At 70.7% G+C, this 16,169-nt stretch carries 15 protein-coding genes; 5 read left to right on the forward strand and 10 right to left on the reverse strand.

What is annotated here, in order from left to right:
• Nucleotide 1 precedes the first annotated feature (1 nt).
• From HNQ07_RS10170 to HNQ07_RS10200, 7 genes are read right to left on the reverse strand one after another with little or no spacing between them, the layout of a single operon-like run.
• Nucleotides 2-685 carry an RraA family protein gene (locus tag HNQ07_RS10170; RefSeq protein ID WP_184111321.1) on the reverse strand — a complete coding sequence of 228 codons (684 nt, stop codon included), beginning with the start codon at nt 683-685 and terminating at the stop codon, nt 2-4.
• The gene (locus tag HNQ07_RS10175; protein ID WP_184111323.1) at nt 682-2,307 is read right to left on the reverse strand and encodes a DUF885 family protein; all 1,626 of its coding nucleotides are present in this window, start codon (nt 2,305-2,307) and stop codon (nt 682-684) included. The genes HNQ07_RS10170 and HNQ07_RS10175 overlap by 4 nt, the downstream gene beginning before the upstream one ends.
• Entirely contained in the window at nt 2,304-3,464 is a 1,161-nt protein-coding gene (locus tag HNQ07_RS10180; RefSeq protein ID WP_184111324.1) for a Gfo/Idh/MocA family protein, read from the reverse strand. The genes HNQ07_RS10175 and HNQ07_RS10180 overlap by 4 nt, the downstream gene beginning before the upstream one ends.
• Nucleotides 3,461-4,540 (reverse strand): ketopantoate reductase family protein, encoded by a 1,080-nt coding sequence (locus HNQ07_RS10185; protein WP_184111325.1) that lies wholly within the window; start codon nt 4,538-4,540, stop codon nt 3,461-3,463. The genes HNQ07_RS10180 and HNQ07_RS10185 overlap by 4 nt, the downstream gene beginning before the upstream one ends.
• A gap of 32 nt (nt 4,541-4,572) precedes the next feature.
• Complete coding sequence (gene opp4C / locus HNQ07_RS10190) at nt 4,573-5,454, reverse strand: oligopeptide ABC transporter permease (RefSeq protein ID WP_184111326.1); 882 nt, start codon at nt 5,452-5,454, stop codon at nt 4,573-4,575.
• Nucleotides 5,447-6,400, reverse strand: coding sequence for an ABC transporter permease (locus HNQ07_RS10195; RefSeq protein WP_184111327.1), 954 nt, complete (start codon nt 6,398-6,400; stop codon nt 5,447-5,449). Before HNQ07_RS10195 ends, opp4C begins: the two co-directional genes overlap by 8 nt.
• A gap of 48 nt (nt 6,401-6,448) precedes the next feature.
• The gene (locus HNQ07_RS10200) at nt 6,449-8,068 is read right to left on the reverse strand and encodes a peptide ABC transporter substrate-binding protein (RefSeq protein WP_229831921.1); all 1,620 of its coding nucleotides are present in this window, start codon (nt 8,066-8,068) and stop codon (nt 6,449-6,451) included.
• A 196-nt stretch (nt 8,069-8,264) separates the two neighbouring features.
• On the opposite strand from HNQ07_RS10200, the gene HNQ07_RS10205 reads away from it, so the two are divergent.
• The 3 genes from HNQ07_RS10205 to HNQ07_RS10215 are packed head-to-tail and all read left to right on the forward strand — an operon-like array spanning nt 8,265 to nt 11,471.
• A complete protein-coding gene (locus tag HNQ07_RS10205; RefSeq protein ID WP_229831920.1) occupies nt 8,265-9,461 on the forward strand; it encodes a hypothetical protein in 1,197 nt (398 codons plus the stop codon).
• A 13-nt stretch (nt 9,462-9,474) separates the two neighbouring features.
• Nucleotides 9,475-10,263: an IclR family transcriptional regulator gene (locus HNQ07_RS10210; protein WP_184111328.1), complete on the forward strand. Its 789-nt coding sequence runs from the start codon at nt 9,475-9,477 to the stop codon at nt 10,261-10,263.
• Entirely contained in the window at nt 10,260-11,471 is a 1,212-nt protein-coding gene (locus tag HNQ07_RS10215; protein ID WP_184111329.1) for a M24 family metallopeptidase, read from the forward strand. Before HNQ07_RS10210 ends, HNQ07_RS10215 begins: the two co-directional genes overlap by 4 nt.
• A gap of 42 nt (nt 11,472-11,513) precedes the next feature.
• Here the strand turns inward: HNQ07_RS10215 and HNQ07_RS10220 are convergent, their stop codons facing one another.
• From HNQ07_RS10220 to HNQ07_RS10230, 3 genes are all read right to left on the reverse strand, one after another.
• Nucleotides 11,514-12,944: a GGDEF domain-containing protein gene (locus HNQ07_RS10220; RefSeq protein WP_184111331.1), complete on the reverse strand. Its 1,431-nt coding sequence runs from the start codon at nt 12,942-12,944 to the stop codon at nt 11,514-11,516.
• A gap of 178 nt (nt 12,945-13,122) precedes the next feature.
• Complete coding sequence (locus tag HNQ07_RS10225; RefSeq protein ID WP_184111333.1) at nt 13,123-13,782, reverse strand: PAS domain-containing protein; 660 nt, start codon at nt 13,780-13,782, stop codon at nt 13,123-13,125.
• A gap of 118 nt (nt 13,783-13,900) precedes the next feature.
• Nucleotides 13,901-14,191, reverse strand: a complete 291-nt coding sequence (locus tag HNQ07_RS10230) for a hypothetical protein (protein WP_184111335.1) — start codon at nt 14,189-14,191, stop codon at nt 13,901-13,903.
• Between the two features lie 424 nt (nt 14,192-14,615).
• Here HNQ07_RS10230 and HNQ07_RS10235 point away from each other — a divergent pair, with 424 nt between their 5' ends.
• Nucleotides 14,616-15,035 (forward strand): four-helix bundle copper-binding protein, encoded by a 420-nt coding sequence (locus HNQ07_RS10235; protein WP_184111337.1) that lies wholly within the window; start codon nt 14,616-14,618, stop codon nt 15,033-15,035.
• A 24-nt stretch (nt 15,036-15,059) separates the two neighbouring features.
• Nucleotides 15,060-16,076: a chemotaxis protein CheB gene (locus HNQ07_RS10240; protein ID WP_184111339.1), complete on the forward strand. Its 1,017-nt coding sequence runs from the start codon at nt 15,060-15,062 to the stop codon at nt 16,074-16,076.
• The last annotated feature ends 93 nt before the right edge of the window (nt 16,077-16,169 follow it).

Below are 16,169 nucleotides of genomic sequence, written 5' to 3' on the forward strand. Positions count from 1 at the left end.
ATCAGACGTGCCCGTACTTGGCGAGAACGTCGGGCAGGGTCGCGCCGGCTTCCAGATCGGCGCGGATCAGGCGTTCCTTTTCCGTCAGGGCCTCGGCGCGGGTCAGCACCTCATCCACCACCTCCTGCGGAATCACGATGGCCCCGTCGAAGTCCGCGAGGATGAAGTCGTCGGGACGCACGCGCACGCGCGCAGCCGTGGCCCCCGGCAGGTAGACCTCGACCTGCCAGGCGTTCACCGCCCAGCGGCCGATGGACTGCACCGGCGTGCGGTAGCGGGCATAGACCGGAAAGTCCATGCGGTCAAGCCACTCGATGTCGCGGATGCCGCCGTCCACCACGGCACCCACGCAGCCGCGGTACTGCATGCCGCGCGCGATGAGCTCTCCGAAGAAGCACACGCCCTCGGCCCCGCCGCCGCTCCACACGCTGAGGTGGCCGGGCGTCAGGCCGCTGACGGCCTCCATCTTCCTCGCGTCGCCGGTGCCGGGGTAGGGCGTCATCTGGCCGCGGATGGTGTAGGCCCACCCGCCCATCTTCTCCAGGCGCTGGCGGATGGGCCACAGGTCACTGGACAGGCCGAAGTCCGGCAGGCCGAGTTCGTCGAGCACGTCGGCGACGTTGGCGGTGTCGACCTTCAGGAAGCGGTCGCGCAGGGTGAGTTTGTGGTCGGCTGAGAGGGTCATGCGGGGGCTCCTGGGGGGGCGTGGGCGGCGCGCATCTCGTCGGCGACGACCGTGGCGGGGGCGTGGCCGTAGGACAGCAGGGCGTCGTGGAAGGTGCGGGGATCGAGGGCCAGCTCGCGGCGCAGCTCCTTGATGGTCTCGGTACCCAGCCAGTACATCACGCGGCTGGCGGGGAACATGGCGTTGCGTGTGGTCTCGGCCCAGACGCGGGCCGGAGCGAAGTGCGCGCGGTCACGGTAGAACGCCCGGGCCTCGTCCAACGACCACTCGCCCAGGTGCAGCTTGAGGTCCACGATGCACGACGCGGCGTTGCGCCGCTCGAACTGCGTGAGCAGCAGCTCCTCGGCCGGGGTGTAGAAGCCGGGCGCCTCGGCCAGCAGGTCCTCGGCGTAGCACGCCCAGCCCTCGACCATGGTGCCGCCGCCCAGCAGCGCGATGCCCGAGGCGCAGTCGGTGCCGGCCACGCGCGCGAGCACCGACCCGGCCTCGCGGGCGCGGGCATTGTGGGTGTGGTGGCCGATGCTGCCGTGGTGAACAGCGTGTACCAGCTTCACGAAGGCGCTGTTGTTCGCGCGCCGGTACGCGGCGAGGTCCGCGCCGGGCGGCGTGACCCAGTACACGCTGCCCTGACCGGGGCGGTCGGGCGCAGGCGAGCGGTAGAACAGGAAGTACAGGTCGCCGGTGCCCTCCGCCCACTCCGGAAGGAGGCGGAAGTCCAGGCCGTAGTCGGCGGCGGGGGTCAGCAGTGGCCGGGCGGCGTCCAGCGCGCGCTCGTGCAGGTCACGGAAGGTGTCCAGCATGCGTTCCGGCTCGGGGCCGATCTGCTCCAGCCGGGCGAGGTGCTCGGTCCAGGGCAGGTCGCCCGGCAGCCGCGCCGCCTGGGCCTCCAGCGTTCCCGTCAGGCGCTCGAAGGCCTCGGTGGCGCGCTCCAGCGCCTCGCGCGGCCCGAAGGGCAGGGCGTGGGTGACACGCATCAGCAGGTCGAGGTGGTTCTCGCCGCATGCGACCGGCGCGCCGGGGCCTGCCAGATCCTCCGCGAAGCCCACCAGCGCGCGGGCGGCGCGGGCGGCCGGCAGGCGCAGCGCGTCGTCCCACAGGGGGTGCTTCGGGAGCCCCGAGGTGAGCAGGTGCGCCGCCGCCCGCGCTTCCCGCCGGGCCCGCTCCGCCACGTCGTCCGGGCGCGGACGGCCCTGGAGGTGCGAGCGGCCATGTGCCAGAAAGGCGGGAATCGCCTCCAGCCGCACCCGCAGGGCGTCCCGCGTGTCCTGCGCGTCACCGTGGTGGCCGGGCAGCAGCAGCGAGATCACGCTGAACGCGGCCTCGCCGGTGTACCACGCGGGGTTGTGCTGACGGGGCGAACGGCGCTGCTCGGCCAGCACGGTGGTGAGCTGCGCGTCCAGCATCCGCGTGTCGATGCGGGCGGCGGCCGTCCGCGGCGCGTCCAGCCGGCCGAGCGTGCCCTGCAGGGCCGTCAGGGCCGCGAGTTCGGCCTCGACGCTGTCCGCCCCGGCCGGCGGGAGCTGGTGGTCGTGGCCGGGCAGGCCCATGAAGGTCGCGTCCACCGGCCGGTACTGTGCGTGCACCTTCAGGTACGCGCGGGCAGCGTCGTGCGCGTCACTCACGCGCGTTCGCCCTCCGGCTGGTGCTCGTCCGGGTACAGGGGCAGCGACACCCAGCGGCGCTCGCGGTACGACTGCACGATGGCGTTCACGGTCTCCTGGCTCTTGGCCCCGTCATAGAAGGTGCACTCGGCGTGGGTGCCGTCCAGGATCTCGTCCACGAAATGGCGCACCAGGTTGCGGTAGTACAGCTCCGGCCACGGCGTGTTCAGGGTGGTGCCGGGCGGCAGGGCGCTCTCCGGCAGCGTCACGTCGCGGAACTCGACCTGATCGGGCGTGGCGAAGCGCAGGGTCTCGGCCACACCGTTCTCCTCGACCAGCCGGGCGACCGCCGCGCCCTTGCTGCCGTACACGCGCAGTTCCACGCCGGGGTAGTTGCCCACCGCGATGTACGAGGTCTGGAGCATGCCCTGCGCGCCGCTGGCGAACTCGGCCAGCGCGACCGTGCCGTCCTCGACCCGGATGCGTTGCAGGCCGTCACCATGGCCGCGCACCACGCGTTCGGGCACGAAGTTGCTCATGCTGCCGATCACGTTGGCGTACTCGCCCACGCACCAGCGCACCAGATCGATCAGGTGCGAGCCGTAGCCCACGATGGACGACGGAATCAGCGCGCCGAAGTCCGCGCCGCGCGGCACCTGCCGCAGCGGGAAATGCGGGTCGAGGAACTGCGAGTTCTGCTCCAGACCGTGCACGTGGTAGATCTCGCCCAGCGTGCCGTCCTTGATCCACGTGTGGATCTGCCGGATGGCCGGCGAGTAGCGGAACGTGAAGCCCAGTTTGGTGCGCACGCCGGCCTTCTGCGCTTCCCTCGCCGCCATGAACGCGTCGGCGGCGTCGTGCGCCAGAGGTTTTTCCGACAGCACGTGCTTGCCTGCGCGGATGGCGTCGAGGCTCAGCGGCAGGTGGGTGTCGGTCGGGGTGCAGACGTCCACCATCTGCACCTCTGGGTCGCGCAGCATGTCGCGGTGGTCGGTGTACACGCGCTCGATGCCGAACTTCGCCGCCAGGGCGTGGGCGCGTTCCGGCACCGTGTCGCAGATCGCCACCAGCCGCGCGCGGTCGTATGCATGGTAGCCGGGCAGGTGCGCGGACTCGGCCCACGCGTGCGCGCCGATCACGCCGACCCCCAATCGCTGCCCCGATTCCTGGCCGCTCATGGCAGCGCCTTGCCGAGGCTCTGCACGTAGCCCTCGAGCTCATCGTAGTTGTGGAAGCCCAGCGGTCGGGTGCCGTCCTCGATTTCGTAGATCATCTCGCACAGCTTCGCGTTCAGCCGCGCGTCGGCCCCGACCCGCTCGGCGTACGCGACCAGTTTGCCGTTCGAGGAGCGCACCTCGGAGGGGCGGCCCCGGTACACGATGTCCCACCAGATGCCCGAGCCCTTCTTCTTGAACTGGTGCGTGGCGGGCTTCTGGTCCTTCTTGAGCAGCCAGATGGCGTGCCGGATGTTCGCCAGCAGCTTCTCGGTGTCCTCGGGCGTCTGCGGCTTGTAGTTGGCGGGGTCGAAGAAGTCGAAGGCCTCGACGGTGATGCCGTTCGCCTCCGCGATCTCCAGCGCCTCGCGCACCACCGCGCCGGCCACGCGGGCGTAGCGTTCCACCCCCAGCGTCTCGGTCACGGACGCGTCGGCCAGTGCGCTGAACACCACCTGGGCGCTGTAGACCTCCTTGGCCCAGATCTGGCCCCAGATGTTGTCACTGAGCTGCACCTCGGTCAGGGCGCCCAGCGCGGCGGCGAGTTCCGCCAGGCGCGGTGTGCGCTCGCCGGTCATCTCGCCGAGCTGGATCGGCCCCTCGTGCACGAACTCGATATAGCCGGGATCGACCAGGGCGCCGCCGTAGTTGGGAATGGAGCCCATCACGCGTTCCCTGCCGCCCACACCCGCCGCTTCCAGGCGCGCGATGATGTCCGGCTCGTTGAAACCGTTCTGGTACGACACGACGAAGGTGTCGGGGCCGAAGTGCGGCAGCACGCTCTCCAGCGCGTCCAGCGTGTGCTGGGACTTCGTGGCGATCAGCACGGCCTCCAGCGGCCCCTGCAGTTCGTGGGGGTGCAGCGCCCTGACGGTGTATTGACGCTCGCCGCGCACGCCGTCCACGCGCAGGCCGTGCTGTTTGAGGGCGTCGATGTGTTCAGCCCAGCGGTCGACGAGCGTCACGTCGTGCCCGGCCTCGGTCATCCAGGCGCCGGCGAGCCCGCCGATGGCGCCCGCGCCGATGATGGTGATCTTCATGGGTGCGTTCTCCTGTAGAAATTGAATACGGTTCAGCTGCGCGGGTCGAGCGCGTCGCGCAGGCCGTCGCCGAGGAAATTCACGGCCAGGACCGTGATCAGGATCATCAGTCCGGGGAACAGGGCCAGCCACGGCGCGCTCTGGAGCCACTGGCTGGCGTAGTTCAGCAGGTTGCCCCACGTGGGGGTGGGCGGCTGCACGCCCAGGCCCAGGAACGACAGGGCGGATTCGAGCATGATCCCGCTGCCCACCGCGAGCGTGGTGGCGACGATGATCGGCCCCAGGGCGTTGGGGAGGATGTGGCGGAACATGATGCGGTTGTTGCTGCCGCCCAGCGCGCGGGACGCTTCCACGAACTCGCGCTCGCGCAGGCTGAGGAACTGGCCGCGCACCAGCCGCGCCGTGCCCATCCAGCCCAGGATGCCGATGATGCCGACGAGCAGCGCCACGTTGGGGCGCAGCATGCCGGAGAGCAGGATCACCAGCGGCAGCAGCGGGATGCACAGCACCACGTCGGTCACGCGCATCAGCACGCTGTCGATCACGCCGCGGTAGTACCCGGCCAGCGAGCCGATCAGGGTGCCGACCAGCGTGGCGAGCAGGGCGCTGGCCAGGCCGACCGCGAGCGACACGCGGGCGCCGTACAGCACGCGGGTGAAGGCGTCGCGCCCGAGCTGGTCCGTGCCCATCAGGTGGGCGCGGCTGGGCGGCTGCGGCTGGCCCATGATGTTCAGGTCCTGGCCGTCGAAGGCGTACGGCGCGATCTGCGGCGCGAAGATGGCGAGCAGCCCCAGCACGCACAGCACGACCAGGCCGGTCACGGCCAGCCGGTGCCGCAGGAAGCGGCGCAGGAACAGCCGCCACGGGGTGTCGGCGGGCCGGCGCCGGGTGGTGGGCAGGGTGGCGTCACTCATAACGGATCCTGGGATCGACCGCCGCGTACGCGAGGTCCGCGAGCAGGTTGCTGAGGATCAGGGCGAAGGAACCGGCCATCATCAGCGCCATCAGCACCGGGTAGTCGCGGCCGTTCATGCTCTCGATGAAGAGCCGCCCGATGCCGGGCCACGCGAAGATCGTCTCGGTGATCACGGCGCCCGACAGGATGGTGGCAAAGTCCAGCGCGACCACCGTGATGATCGGAATCAGGGCGTTGCGCAGGGCGTGGTGCACCACGACCCGGCCGGCGGTCAGGCCCTTGGCGCGGGCGGTGCGGACGTAGTCCTGGCCCAGCACCTCGACCATGCTCGAGCGCATGTAGCGGCTCCAGCCGGCGACCGACGCGAAGGCCAGGATGCACGCGGGGAGGATCAGGTGGTGGATCAGGTCGAGCACCGAGTCGCTGCCGATGGTCTGGATGCCAGCCGAGGGCAGGAGGCGCCACTGCACGGCGAACAGCAGTTGCAGCATCAGCGCCAGCCAGAACACCGGCATGCTCACGCCCAGGAACGACAGGAAGGTGATGAGGTAGTCCACGCCGCTGTACCGGCGCACAGCGCTCACGATACCCAGCGGCAGCGCGATCAGCAGCGACAGCACGAAGCTGGTGCCGCCCAGGATCAGGGTCGGCCCGATGCGCTCGGCGATCTCCTGCGTGACCGGCCGCGCCGTGCGGATGGAATAGCCCCACTCGCCGGTGAAGAACGCCGTGACCCACGACACGTACTGCACCGGCAGCGGCTGGTCGAGCCCAAAGGCCGTGCGCATCTGCGCCAGCGCCTCGGGACTCACCGAGGGGTTGTCGGCGTACACGTCGAGCGGCCCACCGGGCGCGAGGTGCAGCACGCCGAACAGCAGCAGCGAGACGCCGAGCAGCAGGGGCACCGTGCCCAGCAGGCGTTTGAGGAGGTGCGTCGCGTTCACAGAAAGTCCTCTGGGGTGGACGGGCCAGGTCCGCCCACCCCCTTAGTCCTACTTGTTCAGGTACCAGCCGCTGGTGTTCACGAAGTTGGTCATGTTCGTCGGGTTGGGCACGAAGCCGCCCAGTTTCTCGGTCACGGCGATCATCGAGGGGTTGCTGGTCACGGGAATGCTGGGCAGGTCCGTCATGAGTTCGGTCTGGAACTCGCGCAGGGCGGCGGTGCGCTGCGCCGGGTCGAGGGTGCTCTCGGCGCGGGCCAGGATCGCGTCGATCTTGGCGCTGGCGTAGCCCTGGCCGTTGTTCACGCCCTTGGAGCCGAAGAACACGCTGTAGGTGGGGTCGGCCGACGTGATCCAGCCGCCGTAGAACAGGTCGTAGTTGCCCTTGTAGCGCGCGTCGCGGAACGCCACGCCGGACTTGTTGTCGGGCTGGAGTTCGATGCCGGCCTGCTTGAGCGACGCGATGATGACCTGCTCGGCGTCCTCGTCGGTGGAGCGTCCGGCCTGGGCCATGATCTTGAAGCTCATGCGCTTGCCGTCCTTGACGCGGATGCCGTCGGAGCCGACCTTCCAGCCGGCGGCGTCGAGCAGCTGCTGGGCGCGCGCGAGGTTGTAGTCATACTTGGGCACGGCCGGGTTGGTGTACGAGAACACCGGCACGACCACCGTGTTGATGGGCGTGGGGTAGCCGCCCAGCGCCTTGCTGACCGCCGACTTGTTCAGCGCGTACGCGAAGGCCTTGCGGACGTTGGGGTCCTTGAACGCGTCGATGGTCTTGAGGTTGAAGTCCAGGTGCTGCCAGCTCAGGACGCTGTTCTTGACGACCTTCAGGCCGGGCACGTTGTCGAGCTGCGTGACCTGCGAGTACGGAATGCCGTACGCGAGCTGCACTTCGCCGGTCCGCAGCTGCGTGACCAGGGTGTTGCTGTCGGGGATGATCTTGAAGACCATGCCGTCGAGGTACGGGAGCTGCACGCCCTTGCTGTCCTTGCGCCAGTAGTACGGGTTGCGCTCCAGGATCACGTACTGGCCGCGCTTGAATTCCTTGACCTTGAACGGCCCGGTACCCAGGGGCTTTTCGTTGTAGGTGTCGGTGTTCAGGTCCTTGCCGTCGAGCGTGTGCTTGGGCAGGATGCCGAAGGTGAACAGCGTGCTCATGAAATCCGGCGCCACGCGCTTGTAGTTCACGACCACGGTGGTGGCGTTGGGCGTGTCGATCGAGGCGATGTCCTCGGTGCCGTCCTTGCTCTCCGCGATGAACTTGGGGTTCTTGACCGCTTCCCACGTGAACTTCACGTCGGCGGAGGTCAGGGGCTCGCCGTCGGACCACTTCACGCCGCTCCGCAGGCGGTACGTGACGGTCATGCTCTTGCCGTCCGGCGCGATCTTGATACCGCCGTTGCGCACGGTGGGCACCTGGGTGGCGAGCACCGGCACGTAGTTCGCCTTGGCGTCGGGCGCGACCAGACCCTCGACCACCGCGGCCTGGACGTCACCGAGGAAGCCGGTGGAGTACACGTTCAGGGTGTCGATGTCGTAGCCCAGGCCGACGGTGAGGGTGCCGCCGCGCTGCTGCGCCGCCGCCATTCCGCCCAGCAGAATGGCAGTCGCGGTGAGGGTGCGCAGGGCATTTCGGGATGCGGAATGCGTGAAACGGATGTTCCGGGACATGATGAAACCTCCACAAAATGGGGCAGTGATCAATCTCCACAGGGCCGACGGGTTTCTCGTGAAACGCCTGAATTGTAGGGAGCATTGCAGCACAAAGTCAACATCCGCTCAAGGCCAATTTCACGATGCGGAATGAGAGCAGGGCGAAGTCATTCCACGATCCGGAATTTGCGCTACGCTTGGAGCGGAGGTCACAATGCCCACCCAAGACATGACGGTCCAGGATCAGGAACTCGGCCAGCGCCTCACCGCGCTCACCATCGGCATGGATCAGCTCGAGCGCCGGCTGTCGCGCGGCCACGGCGTGCTCGACAGCGAGGGCCTGGTGCCCATCTATCTCGGCCAGGACCTGGTGCCCACGCCCAACTACCAGGACTGGGAGGAAGTGCACAGCGAACTCGCCGCGCTGGACGACGCCACCCGCCAGCTCGGCACCGGCCCCCGGCGCGCCTTCCTGGAGGACATGCTGCGGTCCCTGCGCACCGCCGCGCGGCTGTTCGAGGGCGAGGAACTCAGCTTCAAGGAGAAGCTTGAGCAGCTCGTGGGCGTGCCGGCCGAACCGGTCAGCGACGACGTCATCCACGACCTGCAGGCGACCATCGACGCCCTGCTGGTGCAGGCCGGGTACGTGGACGGCACCCTCGCCCAGCGGGTGCAGCGCTGGGAGGCCGACGGCGCCGTCGCGGCGGGCGACCTCGGGAGCACCTTCACCGCCCTGATGCGCGAGGCCCAGGAGCGCACCGACGCGCTGATCTACCCCACCGGCGACTACACCATGGCGCTGAACGAGGTGCGCGGCGTGCCCTTCACCGCCCGCTGCAACTTCAACGCCGGCCAGATGGACCTGAATGTCGATCTGAACTTCACCCGCTCGGCCCTCAAGCATCTGGTGTGCCACGAGGTCTTCCCCGGCCACTCCACGCAGCTGCTGTATACCCGCGACGCGGCCGAGCGCGGCGAGAGTACCGCCGACGTGCTGCTGTGCACCGCCAACGCCGTCACCGGCTGTGTCCAGGAGGGCATCGGCGACCAGGGCGTGCACCTGATCGACTGGGTGGAGGACACCAACGACGCGATTCACATGACGCTGCGGCGCCTGCGCTCGTCGAGCGCCACCAGCGCCGCGTGGTACCAGATGGGCGCCGGCTGGAGTGAGGACCGGGTGCGCGCGTTCCTGGAGGCGTCGAGCTTCGGGCAGCGCGTGTGGATCGACGGCCGCATCCGCTTCGCCAGCTACAGCTTCCGGGGACCCTTCATCGCGTCGTACTGGCACGGCGACGAGGCGGTGCGCACGGTGCGCGAGCGCATTCGCCCCGACCAGCGCGCGGCCTTTATCGAAACCCTGTACGGTCAGATGCACTCGCCCCGGAGCCTCATGATGTTCCAAGCGTGAGCACGAGACGACCATGAGCGAAAACGTCCAGAGCATCGAGCGGGCCCTGACCCTGATCAACGCCATCGTGGACGCGCAGCGCCCGCTGAGCATCGCCGAACTCTCGCAGGCGGCCGGGCTCGCGCCCAGCACCATCCACCGCATCGTGCAGACCCTGGCCGCCAACGGCTACATCCACCAGGACCACGCCAGCAAGCGCTACGACATCGGCCCGGAGATCGTGGAGATCAGCCGCGCCCTGTACCTGCGCTACGACCTGGTGCGGCGCGTGCGGCCGTACCTGCAAGACCTCGTGGACCTCACCGGCGAGACCGCGCACCTGGCAGAGCTGTACGGCACCGGCGCCATGTACCTCAGCCAGCTCGAACCCCTGAGCATGGTGCGCATGTTCACCACGCCGGGGTCGATTGCGCCGCTGTACTGCAGCGACGTGGGCAAGCTGTTCCTCGCGGACCTGCCCCCCGCCCGCGTGGCGGACATCATCCAGAAGACGGGTCTGCGCCCGCGCACGCCGCACACCATCACCAGCGTGGGCGACCTCGAGGCGGCCCTCCAGGTCGTGCGCGAGCAGGGCTACGCCGAGGACGACGAGGAGCGCGAGATCGGCGTGCGCTGCCTGTCGGCCCCGATCCTCAACGGCGCTGGCAAGGTCATCGCGGCTGTGGGGATCGCCGGCTCCAGCGGCCGGCTCCTCAAAGAACGCGTGCCGGAACTCGCCACCTACGTCCGGCAGGTGGCGGACCGCGCCGCGACCGAGCTGATCCTGCAACCCCAGTCCGAACCGGAGGCCCACGGCTCATGAGCGAGAGCACCCGCCTCGAAATCACCGCCGCCGAGCATGCCGGGCGCCGCGCCCGGCTCGCGCAGCGGCTCCAGGACGAGGGCCTGGACGCGATCTGCGTGTTCGGCCCGGTGCGCGTCGCGTACCTGACCGGCTTCCACTTCGCGGCGACCGAGCGCCCTGTGGGCGTGGTCCTGAGCGACACCGGCGAGGTGACGACGCTGCTGCCCGCGCTGGAGGAAACGCACTTTGCCCAGCAGTGCCCGGACCTGCCCGCCCCCCTGACCTACCCCGAGTACCCCGGCGGCGGCACGGGCCGCCATCCCCTGAGCGTGCTGGCCGACCACCTGCGCGCCCGCTTCCCGGCGGCGCGCCGCATCGCCGCGGACCACGACGGCTACGAGAACCGCTGGGGCTACCGCGGCCCGGCGCTCTCCGCCCTGCTGGGCCAGCCGGTGCACCCCGGCCTGGAGCTGATCGACGACCTGCGCATGGTCAAGAGCGCCGCGGAAATCGAGCTGATCCGCGAGGCCTGCCGCTGGGGCGATCACGCGCACCGGGTGATGCAGAACTCCATCGCGCCCGGCGCGAACGAATTGCTGGTGTCGCACGGCGCCAGCCTCCAGGCCACCCGCGACATGCTCGCGGCGCTGGGCGAGCGGTACGTGCCCAAGAGCCGCGAGGGCCTGCCCGCCAACGCCATGTTCATCAGCGGTGCGAACACCGCGCACCCGCACGGCCTGCACCAGAGCGTGGGCGTGATGGCCGGCGACGTGCTCGTGACCGGCGCGTACGGCACCGTGGGCGGCTACGAGAGCGAACTCGAACGCACCATGCACGTGGGCGACCCGACGCCCGAGTTCGAGCGCTACTTCGCGGCGATGCTCGGCGCGCAGAACGCGGGTCTGGCGGCGCTGCGGCCGGGCCGCACCTGCGCGCAGGTCGAGGCCGACGTGCGCGCGTTCATCGAGGACCAGCTCGGCATGACGGCCCTGGTGCGGCACCACACCGGGCACGCCTTCGGGCTGGAGGGCCACGAGCATCCCTTCCTGGACCTGGACGACCATACGCCGGTCGAGCCGGGCATGATCTTCTCTATCGAGCCGGGCCTGTACGTGCCGGGCCTGGCGGGCTTCCGCCACTCGGACACCGTGCTCGTCACCGAGACGGGCTCCGAACTCCTCAGCGTGTACCCCCGCGAGCTGGCCGACCTGATCATTCCCGCGTGAGTGGCACAGGCGTGAGGGTCGGCACGAGATCCGTGCCGGCCCTCACGCCTGTGTGCGCGGGTGTGACGCGGGGACGCGGGTCTTCGCGCGTTTGTTCGCGTACATCCGCTGGTCGGCCAGCGCGAGCACCTCGGCCGCGCTCGGGGCCTCGCTCGCGTGCGCCACGCCCACGCTGACGCCCACCGCCTGCCGGGCCATCACGGCGTCCTCGCCCGGCAGGGCGCTCACCTTGGCAGTCAGGGTGGCCAGGTCCTCGGGCGGCACGTCACGCAGGATCAGGGCGAACTCGTCGCCGCCCAGGCGGTACAGAGAATCGCGCGCGAAGAACGTCTGGCGCACCACGCCGGCGAAGACGCGCAGCGCCTCGTCCCCCTCGGCGTGCCCGGCCCGGTCGTTGAGGCGTTTGAAGCCGTCCAGGTCCATCAGCGCCAGGCCGTAGCCGCGCCGCAGCGGGGTGGAGTCGAGCTGTTCTAGGGTACGGGTGAAGGCGTGGCGGTTCAGGCAGCCGGTCAGGGCGTCGTGGTTGGCAAGGGTATCCAGCGTGGTCAGGTGCAGGTGGCGCTCGGTGGCCGCCCGGACGGCACGCGCCGCGGCGGTCAGGAGCTGGCGGTCCTGCACGCCCCAGCGCTGGCCGGTGGCGTCGGAACCCAGGGCCAGCAGGCTGACGCGGGCGTCGCCCGGCAGGTGCAGCGGCAGCATGGCCCACCCGGGCCGCTCGCCCTCCGCCCGCGGGCCGGCGGGCAGGACCGCGCCCCCGTTCACGAAGGTCGGCTGCGACGCCGAGTGCGCGTCCCACAGCGGCGATCCGGGCCGGACCTCCGGAAGGTGGACGGGCCGCAGGCCCACGACGTTCGCGGTGACCGACGAGTCCGGGCAGGTGGTCACGAGCATCAGCCCGCCCAGCGGCACCGCCCGGCGCAGCACCGCCTCGGCCGCCTCCGCCGCCGACACCGCCCCCAGCTGCCCGCGGGCGGACACCTGCGCCAGGTCCGCCATGACCTCGAGTTTCAGCTGGTCGGCGGCGGCCCGCCCCAGCGTCTCGTGCAGCAGGTCGCGCAGCTTCACGATGGGTTGCAGCACCACCATCACCGTGCCCGTCAGCGCGAGGTGCAGCAGGACGGTCGGCAGGACGTGCACCGCCGGCGCCCCGAACCGCCGCGCCAGGACGTACAGGCCCGCACTCAGGGTCAGTCCCAGCAGCGGCATCAGCAGCGCGCGGCGCGGCCACAGCGCGCCGTACAGCGTGACCAGCGGCACCGTGGCGAACCACCCGATGCCGCCCCACGTCACCAGCATCATCAGCGTGACGAGCGCGGTCAGGATCAGCGCCCCGATCCACAGTTCGTTGGGCGGCACGCCGGCGTCCAGCAGGCCGGACGCGTGCGCGACGCGCGGATCATGGTCACCGCCCGGCCGCGCGCCCGTCGGTGATGGCGCGCTTCCCTGGCGTTGTCGGGTGACCGGGTGTGTCAAGGCCCTACCTCCACAGTTCTGAACGAGACTGTCCCCAGTCAAGCAGAGGTCGAGTGACGCTCTTCTTACAGGGCGCCGGGGAGGGCCGGCCCTGCCCACGCCACCGGACGATCCGGGCCGCCGCGAGGCGCACAGCCCGGAGTGTTGCAGTGACGTGTCCGACGGCAGCCCGGCCCTTTCACTTCAATGATGAAGGAGCCGGTGGGTCGGCCGCGACCGTGGGTGGTGGAGCGGGCACCCGGCCCGAGAGGTCGGCGATGAGCGCTTCCAGCGCGTCGAGACCCGCCAGGACCTCGGCGCTGGGCGTGGCGGCCGCCAGCCCGCGCTGGAGCAGCGCCGCCGCGCGTTCCAGCGGCTGGAGAACGTCCGCCGCGGCCGGCCGGGCCGTCTCTGCCGCTTCCGGGCGGCGGAACCGGTCCACCACGAGCGCGCTGACGTCGGTCAGCGCCACGCAGGTGGCGCGGCCCACGCCGGAGCGCGTCACCTCCAGTTGCACGTGACGGTGCGTGCCACCCGGCGGCCGCAGGTCCACGATCACGCTGGGCGTGCGGGGCACGCGCGCCGCGCCGTGCAGGAACGCCGTGATGTGCTCGGCCTCCGGCGAGGCCACCAGTTCCACCAGGGGCCGGCCCTGCAGGGCAGCGCGCGTGCGGCCCAGCAGCGCGCAGCCAGCCGGGTTGATCTGGACGACCGTACCTGCGCCGTCCAGAAACAGCAGGCCCACGGGAGACGCGTCGAACCACACGTGGCGGTCGTGCTCGTCCAGCGGGGCGTCGGGGCCGTCACGGAGGCGCGGCGGCTTCCGGGCGGCAGTGGTGGTCTGGCTGTGTTCTCCCATCCTTCCCAGGAGTGGCGTGCGTCCAGTCCCGGCCATCAGGCGGCGTTCCCCCCGGAACGGCCCGCCCGGCGCCGGACGTGGGGACGGAATCGGCTGGTCGTCATGTCATGTGGTCTCCTCACGCGGACCCCGGGGTCCCGACGATGATGCGTGCGGCCAGTGTGCCAAGGTCGCTCCGACTGCCCGGGTGAAGGCTGACGCTGGTCCAGCCGTGGCGCGGCCGACCCACTCTCTGACTTGGGGGCTGCACGTGGTCCCAGGTCCGCGTGAAGTGCGGGTAGACGCCCCAGCAGAACGGCGGCGCGGTGGCTTGCCCGGCCCACTGCGGCGGCGCGTCGATCCGCTTCGCGGCGGCGTACAGGTCGCGCCGCTGGTCGACATGGTGGTCTGTCAGGTTGTCCTGGGGCATGCAGGCTCCTTGCATGTGAACTGGGCGAAGTGAGGACAGCGTGCCGGATGACGCGGGGCGGCAGATCAACGTTTTCTGAAGGTCGCCGCCACCCAAATGAACGGCGGATTGAGAGGACCGTGAACCAAGCTTCATCTGAGGCTCATGCATCTGGAACGCCGATGAGTGGTGGCGGAGTGCGGGTGCTGAGCACCTGGCGCGGGCTCAGCCCCTGTTGACCGCAGAAGATCTCTTGCAGGACGCGCCAGAGCGGCTCCTCTGTGGCCGGGTGTGCCTTGGATGAAGGCCAGTGAAGGGTCCTCCCATCTGACAGGACGTGCGGTTAAGCGGCGCTTGAGGCTTGGAGCACGCATGACCCGCGCGGGGTCTCCACACTGCGGGGCGGCAGGAACCACGCCGCGGCGTCCGCCGCCCAGGAGGCCGCATGACCCATACGAACCGCCCGCTGCCGTCCTCCATTCCCGTGGTGTTGCCGGCCGTGCCGGACGCCCAGGCGGCCTGCGCGGCCGCGTGCCTCGACCTGCTGGCGGCAGGCCAGGCCTGCGTGGACAGCTGCCTGACCGAACTCGCCCACTACCCGCAGCTCGCGCCGTGCATCCAGGCGGTTCTGGACTGCGCCGACATCTGCGCGGCCACCGGCCGGATGCTGGCCCGCCGCACGTGGGCGGACCCCTCGGTGCGCCGCGCGCTGCTGGAGGCCTGTGTGGTCGCGTGCCGCGCGTGCCGGGCCGAGTGCGCGATGCATGCCCGCAACCTGAACCTCGACATATGTGCGGCGTGCGCGGACGCGTGTGCCCGCACCGCGCAGGCGTGCCACGCACTGTTGGGCGAGCAACGTGCGTGAGCGCCGCGCCCGGCAGGCCCCCACATGATGAACGTGGTCGTGATCGGCGGGTCGGCCGGGGCGCTGGAGCCGCTGCTCCAGGTCGTCTCGGCACTGCCGGCGGATGGCCAGGCCGCCGTGCTGGTGGCGCTGCACCAGACGCCGGACGCCGCCGGGTACGTGCCCGCGCTGCTCGCCCGCAGCGGCGGATATCCGGCCGCGCATGCCCAGGACGGCGAACCCCTGCTCCCGGGGCGCGTGTACGTGGCGCCGCCGGACCATCACCTGATCGTCGGCGCGGGGCGGGTCGAGGTGCGGCGCGGCCCGAAGGAGAACGGATCGCGGCCGAGCATCGACGTGCTGTTCCGGTCCGCAGCGCTCGCCTACGGCCCCGATGTCACGGCCGTGCTGCTGAGCGGGGAACTGGACGACGGCACCGCCGGCCTGTGGGCGGTCAAGGTCTTCGGCGGGCACGCGCTGGTGCAGCACCCGGACGACGCGGCCTCCCCCGCCATGCCGCTGAACGCCGTCCGGTCCGTTCCGGTCGACCGGATCCTGCCGGTCGGCGCGCTCGCGGAGGCGGTGCGGCATGCGGCCTCTGCGCCCCTGGAGGCCAGCATGCCCGATGTGGACCCGGAGGTGCGGCGGAGCCTGGAACTGGACGTGCGGATCGCGGGGGGCACGCCCGCGCTGGAGGCCGGCGTCCTGCGCATGGGCGAGGCCGTCGCCCTCACCTGCCCGCAGTGTCACGGCGCCCTGGTCGGCATCACGGAGGGACGCCACGTGCGTTTCCGCTGCCACACCGGGCACGCGTACTCGGCCGAGACCCTGCACGCCGAACTGCGCGACGCGACCGAGGCGCGGCTGTGGGAGGCCCTGCGCGCCCTGGACGAGCAGCGCATCCTGCTGGATATGCAGGCCCGCACCTTCGCCGCGGCGCGCGAGCCCGAGCGCGAGTTCGCGTGCCGCGCCGAGGAGGAGGAACTGGCCGCGTGGACGCCGGACCTGCGCGACCTCATCCGCGCGCTGACGGAGGCCGCCGCGCGCCGCGCCCAGCGCTGAGCATCACGCCAGAACCCGCGGGAGGGCTTCACCCGCGGGCCGGTCGGCGCTGAATTGCACTGTGGCATGACCGCCACCGGCACGGCCCGCCGG

Source organism: Deinococcus metalli (genome assembly GCF_014201805.1).
GTDB classification, from domain to species: domain Bacteria; phylum Deinococcota; class Deinococci; order Deinococcales; family Deinococcaceae; genus Deinococcus; species Deinococcus metalli.

What these genes read in the sequence shown, in the direction of transcription:
- HNQ07_RS10170 (WP_184111321.1), bottom strand. Translation starts at nt 685, where the DNA reads ATGACCCTCTCAGCCGACCACAAACTCACCCTGCGCGACCGCTTCCTG.
- HNQ07_RS10180 (WP_184111324.1), bottom strand. Translation starts at nt 3,464, where the DNA reads ATGAGCGGCCAGGAATCGGGGCAGCGATTGGGGGTCGGCGTGATCGGC.
- HNQ07_RS10185 (WP_184111325.1), bottom strand. Translation starts at nt 4,540, where the DNA reads ATGAAGATCACCATCATCGGCGCGGGCGCCATCGGCGGGCTCGCCGGC.
- opp4C (WP_184111326.1), bottom strand. Translation starts at nt 5,454, where the DNA reads ATGAGTGACGCCACCCTGCCCACCACCCGGCGCCGGCCCGCCGACACC.
- HNQ07_RS10200 (WP_229831921.1), bottom strand. Translation starts at nt 8,068, where the DNA reads ATGTCCCGGAACATCCGTTTCACGCATTCCGCATCCCGAAATGCCCTG.
- HNQ07_RS10205 (WP_229831920.1), top strand. Translation starts at nt 8,265, where the DNA reads ATGCCCACCCAAGACATGACGGTCCAGGATCAGGAACTCGGCCAGCGC.
- HNQ07_RS10210 (WP_184111328.1), top strand. Translation starts at nt 9,475, where the DNA reads ATGAGCGAAAACGTCCAGAGCATCGAGCGGGCCCTGACCCTGATCAAC.
- HNQ07_RS10215 (WP_184111329.1), top strand. Translation starts at nt 10,260, where the DNA reads ATGAGCGAGAGCACCCGCCTCGAAATCACCGCCGCCGAGCATGCCGGG.
- HNQ07_RS10225 (WP_184111333.1), bottom strand. Translation starts at nt 13,782, where the DNA reads ATGGGAGAACACAGCCAGACCACCACTGCCGCCCGGAAGCCGCCGCGC.
- HNQ07_RS10230 (WP_184111335.1), bottom strand. Translation starts at nt 14,191, where the DNA reads ATGCCCCAGGACAACCTGACAGACCACCATGTCGACCAGCGGCGCGAC.
- HNQ07_RS10235 (WP_184111337.1), top strand. Translation starts at nt 14,616, where the DNA reads ATGACCCATACGAACCGCCCGCTGCCGTCCTCCATTCCCGTGGTGTTG.
- HNQ07_RS10240 (WP_184111339.1), top strand. Translation starts at nt 15,060, where the DNA reads ATGATGAACGTGGTCGTGATCGGCGGGTCGGCCGGGGCGCTGGAGCCG.